The 18,445-nt window shown below is 45.1% G+C and carries 16 protein-coding genes; 15 read left to right on the top strand and 1 reads right to left on the bottom strand.

Going from position 1 to position 18,445, the window contains the following annotated elements; translation table 11 throughout:
* The first annotated feature begins 47 nt into the window (after window positions 1-47).
* From ACG3M1_RS16630 to ACG3M1_RS16590, 9 genes are all read left to right on the top strand, one after another.
* On the top strand, window positions 48-422 hold the full coding sequence (locus tag ACG3M1_RS16630) for a GntR family transcriptional regulator (protein ID WP_002609605.1): 375 nt from the start codon (window positions 48-50) through the stop codon (window positions 420-422).
* 57 nt (window positions 423-479) lie between these two features.
* On the top strand, window positions 480-1,229 hold the full coding sequence (locus tag ACG3M1_RS16625) for an ATP-binding cassette domain-containing protein (RefSeq protein WP_008817917.1): 750 nt from the start codon (window positions 480-482) through the stop codon (window positions 1,227-1,229).
* On the top strand, window positions 1,207-2,022 hold the full coding sequence (locus tag ACG3M1_RS16620; RefSeq protein ID WP_008817916.1) for a hypothetical protein: 816 nt from the start codon (window positions 1,207-1,209) through the stop codon (window positions 2,020-2,022). The genes ACG3M1_RS16625 and ACG3M1_RS16620 overlap by 23 nt, the downstream gene beginning before the upstream one ends.
* 7 nt (window positions 2,023-2,029) lie before the next feature.
* A complete protein-coding gene (locus ACG3M1_RS16615) occupies window positions 2,030-3,457 on the top strand; it encodes a hypothetical protein (protein ID WP_395814336.1) in 1,428 nt (475 codons plus the stop codon).
* The gene (locus ACG3M1_RS16610; RefSeq protein WP_395814333.1) at window positions 3,454-4,890 is read left to right on the top strand and encodes a hypothetical protein; all 1,437 of its coding nucleotides are present in this window, start codon (window positions 3,454-3,456) and stop codon (window positions 4,888-4,890) included. Before ACG3M1_RS16615 ends, ACG3M1_RS16610 begins: the two co-directional genes overlap by 4 nt.
* Complete coding sequence (locus ACG3M1_RS16605; RefSeq protein WP_009270855.1) at window positions 4,887-6,188, top strand: hypothetical protein; 1,302 nt, start codon at window positions 4,887-4,889, stop codon at window positions 6,186-6,188. Before ACG3M1_RS16610 ends, ACG3M1_RS16605 begins: the two co-directional genes overlap by 4 nt.
* A 9-nt stretch (window positions 6,189-6,197) precedes the next feature.
* Window positions 6,198-6,944 (top strand): hypothetical protein, encoded by a 747-nt coding sequence (locus tag ACG3M1_RS16600; RefSeq protein ID WP_009270854.1) that lies wholly within the window; start codon window positions 6,198-6,200, stop codon window positions 6,942-6,944.
* A 1-nt stretch (window position 6,945) separates the two neighbouring features.
* Complete coding sequence (locus ACG3M1_RS16595; protein ID WP_009270853.1) at window positions 6,946-8,226, top strand: hypothetical protein; 1,281 nt, start codon at window positions 6,946-6,948, stop codon at window positions 8,224-8,226.
* A 111-nt stretch (window positions 8,227-8,337) separates the two neighbouring features.
* Window positions 8,338-8,886: a DUF1836 domain-containing protein gene (locus ACG3M1_RS16590; RefSeq protein WP_002609619.1), complete on the top strand. Its 549-nt coding sequence runs from the start codon at window positions 8,338-8,340 to the stop codon at window positions 8,884-8,886.
* Window positions 8,887-9,042: 156 nt separating this feature from the next.
* Here the strand turns inward: ACG3M1_RS16590 and ACG3M1_RS16585 are convergent, their stop codons facing one another.
* A complete protein-coding gene (locus ACG3M1_RS16585) occupies window positions 9,043-9,321 on the bottom strand; it encodes a ParB N-terminal domain-containing protein (RefSeq protein WP_008817910.1) in 279 nt (92 codons plus the stop codon).
* A gap of 105 nt (window positions 9,322-9,426) precedes the next feature.
* Between ACG3M1_RS16585 and ACG3M1_RS16580 the strand changes: the two genes are divergently transcribed.
* The 6 genes from ACG3M1_RS16580 (at window position 9,427) to ACG3M1_RS16555 (ending at window position 18,135) form a co-directional block, all read left to right on the top strand.
* Window positions 9,427-10,188, top strand: coding sequence for a YwaF family protein (locus tag ACG3M1_RS16580; protein WP_242408173.1), 762 nt, complete (start codon window positions 9,427-9,429; stop codon window positions 10,186-10,188).
* Between the two features lie 89 nt (window positions 10,189-10,277).
* The gene (locus tag ACG3M1_RS16575; RefSeq protein WP_009270851.1) at window positions 10,278-10,820 is read left to right on the top strand and encodes an NADH peroxidase; all 543 of its coding nucleotides are present in this window, start codon (window positions 10,278-10,280) and stop codon (window positions 10,818-10,820) included.
* 234 nt (window positions 10,821-11,054) lie between these two features.
* The gene (locus ACG3M1_RS16570; RefSeq protein WP_224721074.1) at window positions 11,055-13,496 is read left to right on the top strand and encodes a hypothetical protein; all 2,442 of its coding nucleotides are present in this window, start codon (window positions 11,055-11,057) and stop codon (window positions 13,494-13,496) included.
* Between the two features lie 30 nt (window positions 13,497-13,526).
* Window positions 13,527-14,855 (top strand): RsmF rRNA methyltransferase first C-terminal domain-containing protein, encoded by a 1,329-nt coding sequence (locus ACG3M1_RS16565; RefSeq protein WP_009270849.1) that lies wholly within the window; start codon window positions 13,527-13,529, stop codon window positions 14,853-14,855.
* Window positions 14,856-15,307: 452 nt separating this feature from the next.
* Entirely contained in the window at window positions 15,308-16,222 is a 915-nt protein-coding gene (locus ACG3M1_RS16560; RefSeq protein WP_009270848.1) for a tyrosine-type recombinase/integrase, read from the top strand.
* A 161-nt stretch (window positions 16,223-16,383) separates the two neighbouring features.
* Window positions 16,384-18,135, top strand: coding sequence for an ABC-F family ATP-binding cassette domain-containing protein (locus ACG3M1_RS16555; RefSeq protein WP_009270847.1), 1,752 nt, complete (start codon window positions 16,384-16,386; stop codon window positions 18,133-18,135).
* Window positions 18,136-18,445 lie beyond the last annotated feature (310 nt).

Below are 18,445 nucleotides of genomic sequence, written 5' to 3'. Positions count from 1 at the left end.
ACAAAAGCGGTGTACTATTTATATAATACACTTGAAGAGGTGATACGATGAACGTATTCAGCGATCTGAAGCTCAATAGTAAAACCAGCGTTTATCTTCAAATCATCCAGCATGTCAAGCGTAAAATTCTGAATAAAAGTATTATTGCTTATACGCCGCTGCCGTCACGAAGAGAGCTGGCGTCCTTACTGTCCATCAATCCGAACACGGTGCAGAAGTCGTATAAGCTGATGGAGGAGGAAGGAATCCTGCGGACAATCAGCAATGTGAAAAGCGTTGTATACGTTGATGAGCAAATCATGGAACGCCTGCAGCAGGAAATGATACAGGAAACTGTGGATGATTTTATCGCCAACTGCCGCGAATGCGGGCTGCCGTTTCAAAAGGTGGTAGCTATTCTGAGCACACGCTGGGACATCTGATTTTTCGTTTATAAAAAGTGTACTACTTAAGTAATACAGAAAGCGAGGGAACGAAGTATGCTGCATATGGAACATCTTACAAAGGATTACGGAAACGGTCAGGGGGTATTCGATATCTGTCTGGATTGTGAAAAGGGACAGATCATCGGTTTGGTGGGAAGCAACGGAAGCGGTAAAACAACGCTGATAAAAACGATTTTGCAGCTTCTGCCCTATCAGGAGGGAACGATACAGTGGAAGGAACAGGCAATCAAGGATATTTTTGAGGATATCGCCTATATCACGGATACATTAAGCTTTTTACCGGATATGAGTCCGAAGGCCTATGGCGCCTTTCTGAAGGATTTCTATCCGCGTTTCAACAGCAACCGCTATGACCGCATTCTCCAGCATTTTGAAATTGACAGCCGCAAGAAGCTGAAGAAAATGTCTGCCGGTCAGAAGCTGAAGGTGGAAATCGCCGCCGGATTCTCACAGGGGGCACATCTGCTGTTGCTGGATGAGCCGTTTTCCAATCTGGATGTTTTCTCAAAGCAGGATTCCGTCAAGATGCTGCTGAGTCTGTTGAATGACGAGGAAACCGTGCTGATATCCTCCCATGATATCGATGATATCGATCAGGTCATCGACCGTGCGGTGGTATTGCGTCGGGGCAGAATTGTACAGGATGTGGTCATGGAGGAACTTCATGAGCGGGGAATCTCCTTGAAGGAATGCTTAAACGATATCGAAAAATATGATCCAAACCGCGTGAATCTGCTGTTTGAGGAAGGAAGTGAGTCACATGTTGAGCTTCCGGACGCATAGAGAGCATATTTCCAAGCTGATGTACTATCAGCTTCACCGCACAGGCAAAATCTACGCCTTGTTTGCTGTAGCCTTGATTGCACTGCCGCTGATTACGATCATGCTGAAGGATATAAGCTATTTTCAGAGAGGCTATTATAATGAATTTCTTTTAAATCCGACATGTGCACTTACCTTTCCACTCCTTGTGTTCCTGTGGCTGCTGTATTCTGTATTTGATTTGAAGCGGCTGCACTGGAAATACAATGTACAGGACAGAGAGCTGATTCTTCCGGTTTCACGACTGGATTTGATTATTTCAAATGTGTTGTTCACCCTGCTGAGTCTGTATGCACTGTACGTATTGCAGAGCATTGTCTATTATGCAGGCTATCAGCTATATGAAATGAAATCGCCGCAGCAGCTGTTACATAACGGATTTTTCCTATCCATGACGCGTACGCAGTATTATACCGGTATGTTTCTTCCTTTGAGCATCAGCGGGTATCTGACGCAGCTGCTGTACAGTGTTCTGATGTCCCTGTTTGTCGTATGTATTGGAAGGTTCGGCTTCCGTAAAAATAAAATTGCTCTGTTCATGATTGTGCTGTATGTGCTGTTTCCAATTGTGATTTATTTTCTCGGTATGAACATGTCACTGGCGATTGGTGAGAAGCCGACCGGATTCACGCTGCAGCTATTGAAGTTTTATGAAGTGTTCGTTTATAAGGGCTGGTACCGTCTGTATCTGTGTATACTGGGGGCAGTCATGATGGCAGGTCTGTATCGGAAAACACGAAAAAGTGCATGGTAGGCAGGTGATGGATGTGAAAAAATATATGGGGTATCTGCCACTCTGTATGCTGAGTATTATCATTGTCTTTTCTCTTCTGGTCTACAGCAAGCGTAATGATTTTGCTATCGGACTAAGCACGGTGGCAGCTCAGGAACATAAAAGCGTTGGCGATCCAAATGCTATCAGGGATTTGAAATACTCCTTTTATATCATGGACGATTATCCGTCAAGCAGGAACATACATGCACTGGAAAACATATGGCGCGTGGATGCGGTTGGGGATACATTTACAACCACCTATGACCCTGCTGGCTATATGGCACATATGAAAAAAAATGCAGAAAAGCAAATGCTGTATATGTCTATTCAGGCACGCTATGATGCGGAAACGATGAATCCCGAGGCTATGACAAAGGAATGCTCCACCTATGACAACGGGATTCCGTTCTGCACATATTCCGGAAAGGTTGATCATCTTACCTATGATATTATCATCGATAACAGCGATTACGGATATGGTAATACAGTAAATTTTCCCAAGACTAAGAAAAGTGCGGTTTTGCGTTCAAAAAGTGGGAAAAAGGAGATTGAAGTCAATTATACCCTGCAGGAAGGACAGTCAGAGGATGATATCTACATCTATTCTACATATGGCGGAGGAAATGCAGATGATATATATGGGAATCTGAAGGGAAGCGCCCTGCAGACGATCTATGATGTTAAAATCGAAGATGATTTCTTTGTAAGTGTGAGTGCGCTTGATTTTGATGTGAATCTCGGCAATTTGAAATTTGATAACGATCCAACCGGAATTTACAAGGTTGATTCACAGGGGAAGGTTACGCAAATTGTTCAAAAGGATATAAAAAAGGGCACCCTGATCTCTATGTGTGCAATGGATAATCATCTGGCAGTCGTCGAGGAAGAGGACGGTAAGCTGTACGGTCGTCTGTATTCCACAGAAGGAAGGCTGCTGGATGAAATCCGATTGGAAATGGACCTTGATCAAATCGGCAAGGTCATGGTAAGTGAGGATCAGGGTACACTGTTATTTCAGCTTCAATCGATCTACGATATCATGAAATATACGGTTGTAATGTATGATGTAAAGGACGATGCCTTTCAGAAGCTGGATCGCATGGTGATGGAAACACAAACGAATACGTCCATGTACGGGTCCTATGGCTTGTATATCAGTTTGCATTATGATCGCAGCAAGCAGATTTTGTATAGTATTCAGATGAATGATGACAACGGTCTGTATGTGAGTGCACAGACGAACAAAAAGGTTCTGTATAACAGCTTTCTGTATGGTGATTATAATGATGATACATATCTGGCGCTGTCGGATGCGGCATCGAGTAATTCATATGAAAATATCGTTTTCTCTTTTCTGAATACACAGAGGCGTAGGCTGAGTGATCTTATTTCTCCATTGGATGGTGATGTATGATGAAAAAATATATGGGGTATCTGCCGATAGGCTTGCTCTGTCTCATTGTCCTATTTTCCCAGCTGCTTTACACAAGGCGCAACGATTTCCATGTTGAGCTGAGTACGATTGCACATGAGGGGGAACGTATAGGCGACCCGGATGCCATTAAAGATTTAGCATATTCCTTTTATATCGCGGATACCAATCTGGGAGGGTACAGCGGTGAAGGAAGCAATGCCTGGCGAATCGATGCGCAGGGAGAATCCTTTAAAATAAGCTATGACCCAAAGGGATATAAGCAACACCAGATGATGGTTGGGGATGATGCAGAGGTATTCTTCTCTGTGAGTGTCTCACCGAAATATGATGAAAAAACGATGCCGATGAGTGAAGAAAATAAGCAGAGTGATGCGGATTTCTATAACGATGCATCGATTCATTCCTATGAAAATAAGATTGAGAGACTGTCCTATGAGCTTGTGATCGGACGACATCATGTTGAGGGTGGTGCGCTGATCAGTGACGGTGAGGATAACATACAGCTTTTTACGGTAAAAACCAAAAACGGAAAGCGTGATCTGACCGTCACATATCACGAAGAATCTGCAGGAAATCAGGAACGAGTCTATGTATATCCGCAAGCCAGCGTTGGAAATGCAGATGACAAGTACGGGAATTTAAAAAACTACGGCTTTTTAAACGCCCCGATTGTGAAGCTGGGAAAAGAAAGCTTTACTGCGATTGGAGCACTGCAGTTCGAGGTGAATTTTAATGAGGTGGAATTTGAAAAGGATCCTACCGGAATCTATCGTATTGAGGAAAGCGGAAAGCTGACACCGCTTGTTCCCATGGATGTGAACAGGGAAACAGTTTTATATATGGAGGCATTTCAGGGAAAGCTGATCGCCGTCTTGGAAAAGAACGGCTATCTGTATGGCAGAGCATATTCTTCAAAGGGTGTTCTGCTTGATGAATTTCAGTTTTCATTTGATTTACAGAATACCAATCGGATGATGCTGCTGCCGGAAAAGGAGCATGTACTGTTCGTACAGGAGCCTGTATATGATGGAAACAATCGGGATCTGTTGATATATGGTATGGAACAGGAACAATTTAAGCAAATCGATCACATGCCGTTAAATGGTTTGAATATCACGGATATCAGCGGAAATTATGCGAACACGCTGCTGCATTATAAGAAAGATACGGGGATTCTCCACATTGTTGTAAATGACGATGGAAAGGCTTTATATGTCGCGGCACAGACAAACAAAAAGCTGTTGTACAGGAGCACTTTGCTGGGAGATTATACGGATGACAGTAAGCTTGCTCTTCCGGATGCCACGCAGATTACCACAGGCAATGCGTATGAGAATATAATGTCCTACGTATTGAATACACAGAAACGAACCCTGCAAAATCTCCGCCTTGTACAGGATGGTGATGTATGATGAAAAAATATATATGCTATATACTGCCGGTATTTCTGCTGCTGCCCATACTGGGAGCGCTCGGTGTCTGGTCGCAAAAGAACAATATGCAGATTGGTCTGCGGAAAACGGCTGACGGTGAATTTGATGTGACCGGGGATCCATCCGCCATCAAAAATCTCTCCTATCAGTTTATGGTGACAGATTATCTGAATGTCTGGCAGGTTACGGGAAAGGGGGATAAGCTGCAGGCTGCTTATGTCAAAAGCGATGTGCTGACAGACCGAACCAATACAGTGGATATTCAGATTTCACCGGTATTCGATGAGCATATCAAGCAGAACTCCATCGAGAATCCCGGATTTGATCAACCAGACGACATGGAGATCACCCATATGATCAGCGGCGTAGAAGCCGTATCCTATCGCCTGTCCCTGCTTGACCCGCAAGCCTATGGAAAGAATAAGCAGGAGGATATAGCTTTTGAAGTTCGATGGAAACAAGACAAGCTGGGCTCTTTGATCCGATGCGATTATTTTGATAACGACCCCAAAGGCTCTCTTTCCTGCTCCCTGACAGGTGATGACCTCTATCAGAATGCAAGAGCATCGGCAGGCCTGTCGGACATGTCTGTGGATGCGCATGGATATTTCATCGTATCCCCCCTGCAGTTTATGTATGATTTTTCACAGGTTACCTTTGATCAAAATCCCGGCGGTATCTATCGGCTGGAGAATGGCAAAAGCAGGCGCATTGTATCACTGCCACTGGGAAAACAGGATATTCTGGGAATGGTGAGTACCGAAAAAAACGTAATCGCTCTGGTTATGGAAAAGAATGAATTGTCTCTGTATACCTATGACAGCAACGGAAAGCAGCTGGATCGCTCAGCCCTGTCTGTTGCCCTTGCGGATATCATGGAGCCTGTACTGCTGCTGGATCAAAACAACCATATTCTCTTTGGATATGGAAATGGATTTGAATATGTATTCCAGGTGTATGAGCAGAAAAACGCAAGCCTGAAGCAAATAGACAGGGTGAACATTTCCGTTAACGCGGGCAGCAGTGGACCTTTACAGCTGCAATATGATCAGGGTGTCCTGTATTGTATGCAGGAGGGAAACCAGACAATACGTATCATGGCCGCAAATCATAAAGGGATGTTGTACAGCAGTGAGGTGTATGGCGATTATCAGGAGGATGATCTTTTGGGCTATCTGGATTTAAACGAGGGCCTGAGCTATGAGAAAATCATACAGCGCTATTTGTTTGATGACAGACGATCAATCGTAAATCTCAAGCTTTTGAGTACAAGGTAGGTGGAGAATATGACAAAGGAATTTGAAAATCTGAATCTGCTTCTGTTTTACCGGTGGAAGCGAAGCTATAAATTTTACGGTATCGTATTTGCGCTGTATCTGGCATTCTGTTTATTTGCCCTGTTGATGAAGGGAGAACAGCTCGGCTGGGTCCGCTATGAGGTATATTTCGGCTCGCGGCCATGTCTGCTTCTGTTTCTTGCTGCCCTCAGTGTGGTGATTGTTTATCAGGTGGCAACACTTCTCTACATGCAGCTGCGCTCCAATGCACTGCATCGCTATCTGATACTTCCCCAATCCCGTGTGCCGTTTATGCTGTCGGAGCTGCTTATGAATATCAGTGCCATCGTCATACTGCTGTTATTGCAGTATGCGGTGTATTATATCGGATACCGGTACTATATGACGCTTGCCCCCTTCTATAACCTGAAAAACGGTTTCTATTTATCCATTGTCAGAAGCGGCATGCTGAAATACTTGTTCCCATTGACAATAACCCAGCTTCTGATCATCGTAAGCAGTATTGTGACGGTATCCGCTATGACAGTGTATCTGGGGGTATATTACCAGAGGCTGCAAAGCTATATCCTGTGCATTGCCAATATTGCAGGCGTTTTGTTTGTATGGGGCATGCCGAGCGGGATACAGTTTGATGTACAGCGCGGTATGCAGCTGGCTCTGATGCTGGTGCTGGCTGGTCTGATGGTGCTGAGCTTTCGCAATTCCATGAATCGCAACCAGTACGGAGGTCGATGATATGAAACGTCATATGATTCTTCTTCCTGTGCTGCTTGCAGTTCTTCTGATTGCCAGCGCCGCTCTGTATTTGCACAAGCCGACCTTCACCTTCACACTGGAAAAAGCAAGCGGAGATATGCAGCAGGTGGAAGGGCTGGAATATACAATGACAGTTGCGGATGCTTCCATGCGCTGGGAGCTGAGTGGAAAAGGAAAAGATATTAGCTATACGACCTCGTTTCTGAAGGAGCAGGAAGAGCTCGCCATGGAATATGATTCTCTGAATGAGGGCTTCTATCTGTATATCCCCACTCTTTTAGATGGAAAACAAGTAACGGATTATGAACTGGAAATCAGCAGAACGATAACGGATGACCGGTATGAAGAACCGGTAAAAGCGGATTTTTACAATATAAAGCAGGTAGCTGTTGATCTGCTGGTGAAAACAGATAAGGGCTATGCCTGCTTTCCAAGCGGATTGCAGCAGCGCTTCCAGACTCCCCGCAGCAATATCGTATATCATCAAAAGGATCAACAATTGTATTTCCAAAGCAATCCGGAAAAAGCGGGATTACAGAAGGGAGGGGGACTGCGCCACCCGTATGTGACGGTACAGGGGAAAACACTCGTTCCGCTGTATGTTGCCGGAAACGGCAGCAGTGGGCAATATCGCATTTATGAGGTGGAAAAAGCATTGCAGAGTGAATCTATGCCAAATGTTCAGGAGGCGAAAAAAGCGAGTAAGGTTAAACAGTTTATAAGCTTTGATGCAAAGGTGAATGGCATTTCGGATGTAATCAGCTATCACGATCAGCTGTACGCAGCAGTGTTGCGTGATAATCAGGGCTGGCTGGAGGTCTATGATGCTTCGGGCAAGCTTGTTAAGGAAGAAAAGCTGCCAAAGAATACAGTGTTTCACCGATTTGATATACAGGATGGAAGGCTTTTAATTCTAACCTCACAGCGGGATAAGAGCTACCTGAAGGTGTATGAGCAGGATAAACTGGTGATGGATATCACCTCACCGATTTCGCTGTCAGATTCCAAGTTCAAGCTGCGAGACGGCCGTTTGTTTGCCTTGAATCTGAGACAGCCGGAAAATAAAGCACAGCATTTTCTGGAAATCAGTGTATTCGATCAGTCAAAGATGGTATTTGACGGCTATGTGAAGGGAGATTTTGAGGAGGATGAGAAAGCCTCGGCCTTTTACAAAAAGCTGAGGGATAAAACAAACCAGACAATTCCCGCTATGCCGTATGTGAACGTGCGGGATGTGTATGCGTATGGCTTCAAGGATTAGATCGTGATCATTGTCACGGTCTTTTTTTTATTCAAAAAATCTGGTGGTAGAAAAAAATGCCGGAATACCGTATACTAATACTATAACGCATAATAGAAAGAAGGAACACACATGAGCAATCTGCGCAGAGATTTGATTCTGTGGAGCGATACACTTCAGGATTTTCATCTTCCCCGCTGGGAGGAGCTGCCGAACTTTGATTTATATCTGGATCAGGTGATAACGCTGATTGAAGGATATTTGCAAAATCTGTTTGATGAAGAAAATGATACGATTCTGACCGCCGCCATGATCAATAACTATGTTAAGCTGAAGCTGATTCCCAAGGCGGAAAAGAAACGCTATAACCGCATGCATATTGCCTATCTGATTGCAATCACCATTTTGAAGCAGGTGCTGACGATCAGCGAGGTGAAGCAGGGAATTGAATATCAGGCGGGCATCAATGGTCTGAAGGAAGCCTTTAATCTGTTTTGTGAGGAGCAGGAAGCAGCGATTAAGGCAGTCGCAGATCATTTAAAAAATCAGGACAGCACCTTTCTTCTGGAGGGTATCACCGTGCAGAATACGGCAATCAAAATGGCAACGATGTCCTTTGCGGGCAAGCTGGTCGCAGAAAAGATTCTGCATCTGCAAAATTCCTATACTGCACGATTATAAAAATCCTCTGCCTGTTTGTTTCTATATCACCAAAAAAGCTGGTTACCATCAGGGAATGCTTCCTTTGGACATACAAAAAAGAGAATTCACACCGATTGCAGAGCAATCAAAGTTGAATTCCCTTTTTTAAAGCCTTATACGCAAAGAACCTCCTCATCAATGATGGTTGTGAAGATGATACGGAGGAGCTGTTCTTGCGGTTTCCACGACGAGTATGCGAATGCTTTGAAACTTGCGAAAAGCTGGATCCTCTTTTAAAATCTGCTGTATGGCACTCAGGCGCTTGGCTCCGTCCACACACTGATAGCCGTCCCTTAGCTTTCGAACATGGATAGGAAAGTTAAGGCCGATGCGTTTCAGACTGTCCTTTAACGTCTTGGGATAGGCGCATTCCTTAAATTGTATTTCCGATAGCGCTGCTGCTTCTATTTTCATTTCATCACCAGAGACATTTTATCATACTTTTGAAAGAATCTGAAGAAATCTTAATCGTATACGCAAAACCTGTGAAATATGTTACAATAAGCAAAGGTGATAGGGATGAAGGATTTTTTTACATTTTATACGGATATTAGAAATATGGCTGTGCCGTTTACGGCATTCAGCCTCTACCATATGCTGTTTCTCGCTCTGGCGATACTTCTGATTACGACGCTGTTTTCTTATTATCGGCGTCTGGATGCCGGAAAACAGCGGCGAATGCAGGTCATAATGGCGATTTACTTTCTAGGGGAGGAGCTGCTGTATACAACCTGGCTGTTTCTGTTTTGCCATGAACAGGTGTGGCATCAGATCCTGCCGCTGGAGCTTTGCTCTCTGTGCGTCTATATGAATGCACTGACAGTCTATCTGAAGAAGGACACCCTGCGGTTTTTCAGCGGTGTCGTCGGGCTTTGTGCCGGTCTGATTGCCATGGTGTATCCTGCCAACATCAGTGAGCTGTATCCGGTGCTGTCTTATCGGACCATTAACTTTTACATACTCCATGCCTCCTTTGTTTTGTTTGCACTCATACAGCTGCAGGACCGTACATTGCTGCAGTACCATTATATGAAAAAGAATTTTCTGATTATCTGCGGCATGTTTACAACAGCGTTTATTATCAATCTGAATCTGCATACGCAGTATATGTTTGTCGGAATTCCACCGAAGATCAGCTTTATCGCAAGTCTGTATCACATTACGGGAATCATGATGTTTCTGCCGACTATCCTGCTGGCACTGTTTCTCATTCAGTGTGCAGTGGTATTTCTATTGCGCAGAGTGTACCGTGTGAAACAGGATATGCAGGGGTCTGTGTGACAATTCTGTGAAATTCGGTCAAATAAGTTCCAAATTTTACCAGATTGTAATACAATAGGATTGTAAAGTTAAAAGGAGGATATTCGATTATGGCTAAATTTGTATGCAGTGTTTGCGGTTATGTTCACGAAGGGGATGCAGCTCCGGACTTTTGTCCGATCTGTAAGGCTCCTGCTGAAAAATTCACAAAGCAGGAAGGTGAAATGAGCTGGGCAGCAGAGCATGTTGTCGGTGTTGCACAGGGTGCGCCGGAAGATATCATGAACGATCTGCGCATGAACTTTGAAGGTGAATGCAGCGAGGTTGGTATGTACCTGGCAATGGCACGTGTAGCTCACCGTGAAGGTTATCCGGAAATCGGAATGTATTATGAAAAAGCAGCATATGAGGAAGCTGAGCATGCAGCGAAGTTTGCAGAGCTGCTGGGTGAAGTGATCACCGATTCCACAAAGAAAAATCTGGAAATGCGTGTAGATGCAGAAAACGGTGCAACTGCAGGTAAATTCGATCTTGCAAAACGTGCAAAGGCATTGAATCTGGATGCAATTCACGACACAGTACACGAAATGGCTCGTGATGAGGCAAGACATGGTAAGGCGTTCAAGGGTCTGCTGGATCGCTATTTCAAATAACATATATCATAGAAACTGGACAGCTGTGACGGCTGTCTTTTTTTGCAGGAGGAAAAAGCAAGCGGTTAGCTTTACGTGCAGGAGCACAGCGCTTTCTTCAGAAAGGGATATCCTGAAACACATATACGAATATAAGAGGCTGTCTCTGATTTCATAAACATTTTCTTACAATGCAGGAACGAAAATTGACATTTCCCTGCAGATACGGTATACCTAAGGAAAAGGATGGATGTCATGCTGAAACTGAACCGTATCACACTGGAAAACACTGAGAAAACACATCGCATGGAGGATGTGTCTTTTCACTTTCCCGATACCGGCTTTATCAGCATCCACGGAGATGACGAATCGCTGATGCTGCAGCTCGCAAGACTGCTTGCTGGTCTGCATAAGCCTTGCAGCGGTTCCATGGTTTATGGGGAAGAAGTCATGGAATACTTTACACCGCAGGAGCAGTGCCGTTATCGCAGCATATGCACTGCGTCTTTATTCTGCGATTTTCAGCTGCTGGAGCAGCGCTCTGTGCTGGATAATATCCGCATGAGTTATGATGAAGATGAACAGGAGCTGGATAATCTGCTGAGGCAGTGGGGGCTGTATGGCAAAAAAGAGACCTGGATAGAGGATCTGGACTTTGACGATCATATCCGAATGGTGCTTTTACGCATCCTGCTGCGCCACCCCCGTGTGCTTGTTGTTTATCCGCCGAGCTCTCCGTTTTCCACAAGGGAATGGGGAAGGATGTTTCCGCTGCTGAAAAAGCTGAGCGCTGGTCTTCTGGTAATGGTAGTACAGGATGAAAACAGCTATCCATGGAGTGATCGCATCATTGAATTCGAAGCCGGGTATGTCATATCAGATTCCTGCGGACAGGGAAGTGCATATCCGCAGCAGCCAGTCTCGAAAACACAGTTTCAGCTGCAGCCACGGATCGTAAAGCGGATGCAGACCCGACTGCATCACCGCTTCCGTCTGAAATATCTGCTGCTGATGCTTTTGATTCTGACATCTCTGATTCTTGTATCCACAGCTGTGTTTTCAACAACACTGGATGTTACAGAGATTGAGATGCTGTATCTGAAGCAGAACGATCTGACCAGCATCGCTATAGAAAAGCATGCCACCGGAAGCAGTGGAGAAATTTATGAAAAAAAATATGTACCGATGCAGGATGCGGATGTACAAACCCTGAAAAAGGAATTAAAGGGCGATGTGTTTGCCGGTTATGTTCCTGTAGACAGCAATATCGCCATAAAGTCCTCCTATCTGACCTCTGCGGACAGCTATACAATCATTGAAATGGATACTGTGGAAAGGGCAGGCTTGAAAAAAATCTATGGTCATTACCCCGGCAATATTTATGAAACCGCAATTACATATCAGACAGCCCTGAATTTGTTTTCTTCTCAATACGGTGTACAGCCGCCGGAATTTTATCTGTATCAGGCTGTAAGCTGGTATGGATTTCCACTCACCGTAACCGGAATCATAGCAGAGGATCAGCCCAACAGCAATCTTTCATTAAATATGGGCGGATATGCCGGAAGCACAACCGGCTCCTCCAGTTTGAACAGCGGTTCGCTATACGTATATCCCGGCTTCCATAAGGAACACAGCAATCAGCAGCAACAGACCTTTGTTCCATCCTCAAAGCGCTTCATTGACAAGCTGACACTGCGCTCCTATGAGGTAGGGAATCTGTATCCGATTCCCTATGCCAATGCCTATTATTTCTATGACGGAGAACAGCTGCATCTGGATAATGATGGGAAGAATCAGTCCATGGTTAAGGAGGATGAGGTCCTGCTGGACTTTTCCATGGCGCTGCGTCTGGGATATCGCTCCCGCTATCTGGAAGGATATCGCGATGATGCACTCCCTTCCTGGGATATGCGGGAGGCCGATTATACCAGCTTTATAAAAAACTGGATCGGTAAAACAATTGAGGTGCAGGCCTATGCTATCGATACAGCACCGGATGACAGCACGCTGATGAAGAAAACAGTGAAAATCAAGGGCTTTCTGTTTCCGATTACCTGGGATTATATGGAGGATTATCTCAAGAATGAGGGAAGTATTTTGATGAACAAGGAGGCAGTGGCAGACTGCATGCAGCCCAATACCATGATACAAAGTGTTTATTTCCATTCAGAAAAGGAAACGGACATGCGGAAAGCATTGCAGTATCTGCGGCAGCATCCAACCTATTCCGCGTTTTTCAGCCGTTCCCGCCTGCTGCAGTTTTTCGTTGTCGATCTCAAAAAAATGAGCTTTCTGCTATTTATCAGTGGTGGTGCTGCCATGCTGCTTTCCATCGCCCTGCTGGTGCATCTGCTGCAATCGATTATGGAGGATGGCAGAAAGGAAATGAGCATTTACTATATGTTTGGAGAGAACATGTACACACTGAAGGGATGTTATGTGCAGCATATCCTTGCCCTGGTTCGCAGGCATACAGTCGCAGGCTGCCTGATGGCAACGCTGGTAGTATCCGTGTTCGTCCTGATGATCTATATGAAGCTGTCGGCAGCGGTCACGATTTTGCTGTCACTGTTTCTTCCGCTGCTTGTGTCCGCAGGCTATCTGCTCCTGCTTACTCTGATCACACACCAGCTTGTGAAAAGAACATGCATAGTTGAAGAGCTGTTTTGTGATGAGAAAAACGGAAATATATGATAAAATATGCTGGAATAAGTGAGGAAGATTATGAACGAACAATTTTTAAAACGTATGCAGGGATATCTGCAGGAGGAATATGAGGAATATCTGAAAACGCTGGATGAGGACGCTTATCGCGGGCTTCGCGTGAATACGGCAAAGCTGTCTGTCGATCAGTTTCACGACTTGAAGGTATGTGCCAGCCAACCATCCTCCATCTGTCCGGAGTCCTTTTATATACCAAAGGATATAAAGGGGCTTGGCAATCATCCTGCGCATCTGGCAGGTCTGTTCTATATGCAGGAGCCAAGTGCCGCCAGTGCTGTTGAGGTTCTGGATGTACAGCGGAATGACTGGGTGCTGGATATGTGTGCGGCACCCGGTGGAAAAAGCACGCAGATCGCTGCTAAGCTGCAGGATCGTGGTTTTCTTGTCAGTAATGAAATTGAAAGCAGGCGGGCACAGATTCTGTTATCGAATATGGAACGCCTCGGCTTTTCGCGATGCATGATTACGAACACCCGTCCGCAGCAAATCGCAAAGGAAATGAGTGGCTGGTTTGACCGGGTGCTGGTGGATGCCCCATGCAGCGGGGAAGGCATGTTTAAAAAGCATTCCAAGGCAATGGATGACTGGAGTGAGGAGCATGTGCTTGCCTGTGCACAGCGGCAGCTGCACATTCTGGATAGTGCCTATGCCGCATTAAAGGAGGATGGCACGCTCGTGTATTCAACCTGTACGTATTCCATGGAGGAAAATGAACAGGTGGTATATGCATTCATGAAGCAGCATCCGGATATGGAACTTGTGGACTGCGGGGTTACGTTTGGACGGCGTGGTCTGCCCTATCTGGATTTGGATACGGAAAAGCTGCGAAGAATTTTTCCTATGGATCAGGGAGAAGGGCATTTTGTGGCAAAATTCAGAAAGCATGGCGTGCAGGCAGAGAGTCGAAAACGGGAAGAAAAACCGGCTGTGATTCCGGTGTTTGCTACACAGTTTATAAGGCAGTCATTGCAGGAGCAGCCTGCCTTTCTATATGAAAATAGCGGTCGTATATATGCCATGCAACAGCCATTTTTAAAGCTGAAGGACATTCGTATTCTTCGACAGGGCTGTCAGATTGGTGAAGTCGTGAAAAATCGTCTGGAGCCGCATCAGCATTTCTATGTTTCCAATGCTTACGGAGCGGGCATGAAACAGTGTTATGAGATGGATGATGCGCAATGTCTCAGCTTTTTGCAGGGGCAGCAGCTGCCAATAGCAGGGTATAAGGGTTACACGCAGATGCTGTGGAAAGGATATGCGCTCGGCTTTGCCAAGGGGGATGGCATGGTTTTAAAAAACAAGTATCCCAAGGGACTGCGGATTCACTGAAGCAGAATTGCATCAGATACCATGAGTTTAGGCGCAAACAGCGTCTTTTTTTGTCTAAAAGTTATTCAAACCCCTTTTTTAGGGGTATTTTTCGTATCTCCACTATTCTTTAAATGTGATAATATGTAGAAGCAAAGGGAACGACAGTGTCAAAACAGGTACAAAAAAACGACCTTCTTCAGTCGCTGACGTGTTGTCCTACAGTACCTTACTGTAAGTCCATGTAATGATTTCTACACTCATATTTATAACACCTGCGTCACAGTTTGTAAATGCTTTTGTAGGAATTTGTGGAGAATTCCGCAATTTTTTGTAGGATTTCCCTTTTTATGGTTTTCAACGTTGATTCCAATACTTTCTGCTTCACACTCTTTTTCAGCGGACCTTGTTTTCCTCTGTCCTTTTGTGTGCGCATCCGGTACTGGAATTTTTTTGTGAAAGGAGTCTTATCTATGTTGAACAAGAAACGTGTTCTCGCTTCAGAGGATATCCTGCGCTATGGCCGCAGTGAGGATCCCTTTGATCATATGCCCTCTCTTGAGGAGTGGCTGCTCTATTTCCTCGAGCATTTTGTGAAGCTGAACGCAAAGCCGAACACCTATGCCAGCTTCCGCAGCTATATCTACAGTCATATCTGCCCTCTGCTCGATGATTATCCGCTGAATGAGATTACAGAACCCATCCTCCAGGCCTATGTGAATATCAAGCATGAGAACGGCAGACTGGATGGAAAGGGCGGTCTGGGTGTCAAAACACTGAAGGAGCACATCATGGTCCTGAAGCTCTCCTTCAAGCGGGTGATCCAGCTGGGTATCGTTTCCTATGATCCCTGCCGCTGTGTGGAATATCCAAAGGAAGCGAAGAAGGAGGTCCGCGTATTGAGCGTGCAGGAACAGAAGCGTCTGACAGCTGCCATCACGCCTGTATATAAGGAAAATTCCCTGCTGACGGTGCTGATCGCTATCCATGCGGGTCTTCGCATCGGAGAGGTGAGTGCACTGCGGATCGAGGATATCTGTCTGTCCAGGCGATTGATCGAGGTGGATGAATCGCTGAATCGCGTGATGACCTATAACGAAGATGGAACGGTCAGCTGTCCACTTGTCTATCAGACCACAAAATCCAGCAGAGTGCGCAAGGTACCGATGAATGAGGAGCTGTACGAGGGAATCGTGAAGGCGCTGGAAAAGAAGAAAGAGGGAGCGGGGAGCTATGGAAGACCGCGTGCAAGCCTGCCGGAGGATTTCCGGGAACAGGTGGAATACTGTCAGAAGAACCATATCCCGCTGGAGACCTATCGCAGAAGGACCTCACTGAAAAAGGCCACCTTTTATAAATATGTGAAGGTGCTGCAGGATGCGGATTGATAGATGCACACGACAGGAAATGAGCAGGTACTGTTTGCTTCCTGTTTTTATATGTCAGTGGGCCTAGTTTGACGACTATAAAACAAATTACATACGATAGGGACTTCACCTTTTTTATTTTTGACGGATGTGATAAAATAAGGCAGGAAAGTGGTGAGAATATGCTGATATCAGTAGAGCATCTGAGCAAACGCCAGAACATAAAAGAAATTGTCAACGATGTAAGCTTTGCCATCGAGGACCGGGATAAAATTGCATTGATCGGGGTAAACGGAACAGGGAAAACAACACTGCTGCGTATGTTGGCAGGTCTGGAAACCTATGAGGAAGGATCTATCACGAAAAAAAGCGGATTGCGTGTATCCTATCTGCCACAGGACCCTGTCTTTGATGAAGACGATACCATTCTTCATCAGATACTGTCTATGGATAAGGAAATACAGGAATTCGAAGCAAAATCAATCTTGGGAAAGCTGGGGATTTCAGACAGCTCTTTGAATATATCCCATTTGAGCGGAGGACAGAGAAAGCGGGTTGCCCTTGCAAGAGCGCTGCTGAAGCCCTGTGATCTGCTGATTCTGGATGAGCCTACCAACCATCTGGATAATGAGATGATCGAATGGCTGGAAGCCTATCTGATCCGCTATGCACATGCATTGATCATGGTGACGCATGACCGTTATTTTCTTGAGCGTGTATGCAATACCATGATGGAAATTGACCGCGGCAGTATGTATACCTATCATGCAAACTATTCCACCTATCTGCAGGAAAAGGCAGAGAGAGAAAGCATACAGGCGGCACAGGAGAAGAAACGTCAAAGCATTCTTCGCAAGGAGCTGGCATGGATGCGTGCGGGCGTACAGGCGAGGGGAACGAAGAGCAGAGAGCGTATCGAACGATTTCATAAGCTGAATGATATGGAATCTGTAAAAGAACAGGGACAGGTTGTGCTGGATACGATAACTTCGCGTCTTGGCAGGAAAACGATAGAGATTGATGCGATTTCCAAGGCATATGGGAGTCATGTATTGTTTCAGAATCTGAGCTATACGCTTACTAGAAATGATCGTATCGGTATTCTGGGACCAAACGGCTGCGGCAAAAGTACACTGCTTCATGTACTGGCAAAGGATATAGAACCGGATCAGGGAAGCGTCGTGCTTGGTGAAACAGTTAAGCTTGCGTACTTTCGTCAGGGCTGCGAGGAAATGGATATGTCACAAAAGGTGATTGACTATATCCGGGACAGCGGTAATGAGATCCGTACACTGGAGGGAACCTACAGTGCATCACAGATGCTGGAACGGTTTCTGTTTGATTCCAGAATGCAGCATACTCCTATCGGCAGATTATCCGGAGGGGAACGCCGCCGTCTGTATTTATTGAAAATACTGATGCAGGCACCGAATATTCTTTTCCTGGATGAGCCTACCAACGATTTGGATATCCAGACCCTGCAGATACTTGAGGACTACCTGGATAATTTTAACGGTGCAGTCATTGTGGTATCCCATGACCGCTATTTTCTGGATCGTATATGCGATAAGCTGTTTGTATTTCAAAACGGAAATGTACAGCAATTTATCGGCGGATACAGTGCCTATATGGAGCTGGGAACAGCAAAAGAGAAGAAGGAAAAGAAAAAAGTCGAGCGGGTTTCACAGCAGCAGCTTCGTATGAGCAGTAAGGAAAAGCAGGAGCTGGAGCATATGGAAGAGGATATAGCAGCTTTGCAGGAACAGCTGGAGCATTTGGACATGGAAATGAATGCTGCCGGAGATGACTTCAAGAAAATACAGGAGCTGGCAGATCAACGCGATATTCTGGAACAAAGCATAGAAGAGAAAATGGAGCGCTGGATGTTTCTGGAGGATAAAAAGCAGGAAATTGAAAACGCGAAGGGAAAATAATAAAACCACGGATACAGAAAAGCTGACAGTATTGTCGGCTTTTTTTGTTGAAACAGAAAATTCGGCTTCAAATGGAAAATTACGTAAGTATCATATGTCATTTATGCTATCCGCCGGTTTTCAAATCAGGAAGGTTACATTGCTTTATGTGCTATCAGCCATTACAACAGCACATTTCAAAATAAAAGGGAGTTTGCAATAGGAAGCATTGCTGCTTATTGCTTAGCATGATTGGTATAGGACTTTGGAAAACTGCATACGGGACGACAATTACGAGTCCGTATACATTTTACGTATCCTTCATATTATG

It is taken from the genome of Clostridium sp. 10cd*, assembly GCF_044336395.1.
Lineage (GTDB): Bacteria > Bacillota_I > Bacilli_A > Erysipelotrichales > Erysipelotrichaceae > Clostridium_AQ > Clostridium_AQ innocuum.
This window is presented reverse-complemented; position numbering and strand designations above follow the sequence as displayed.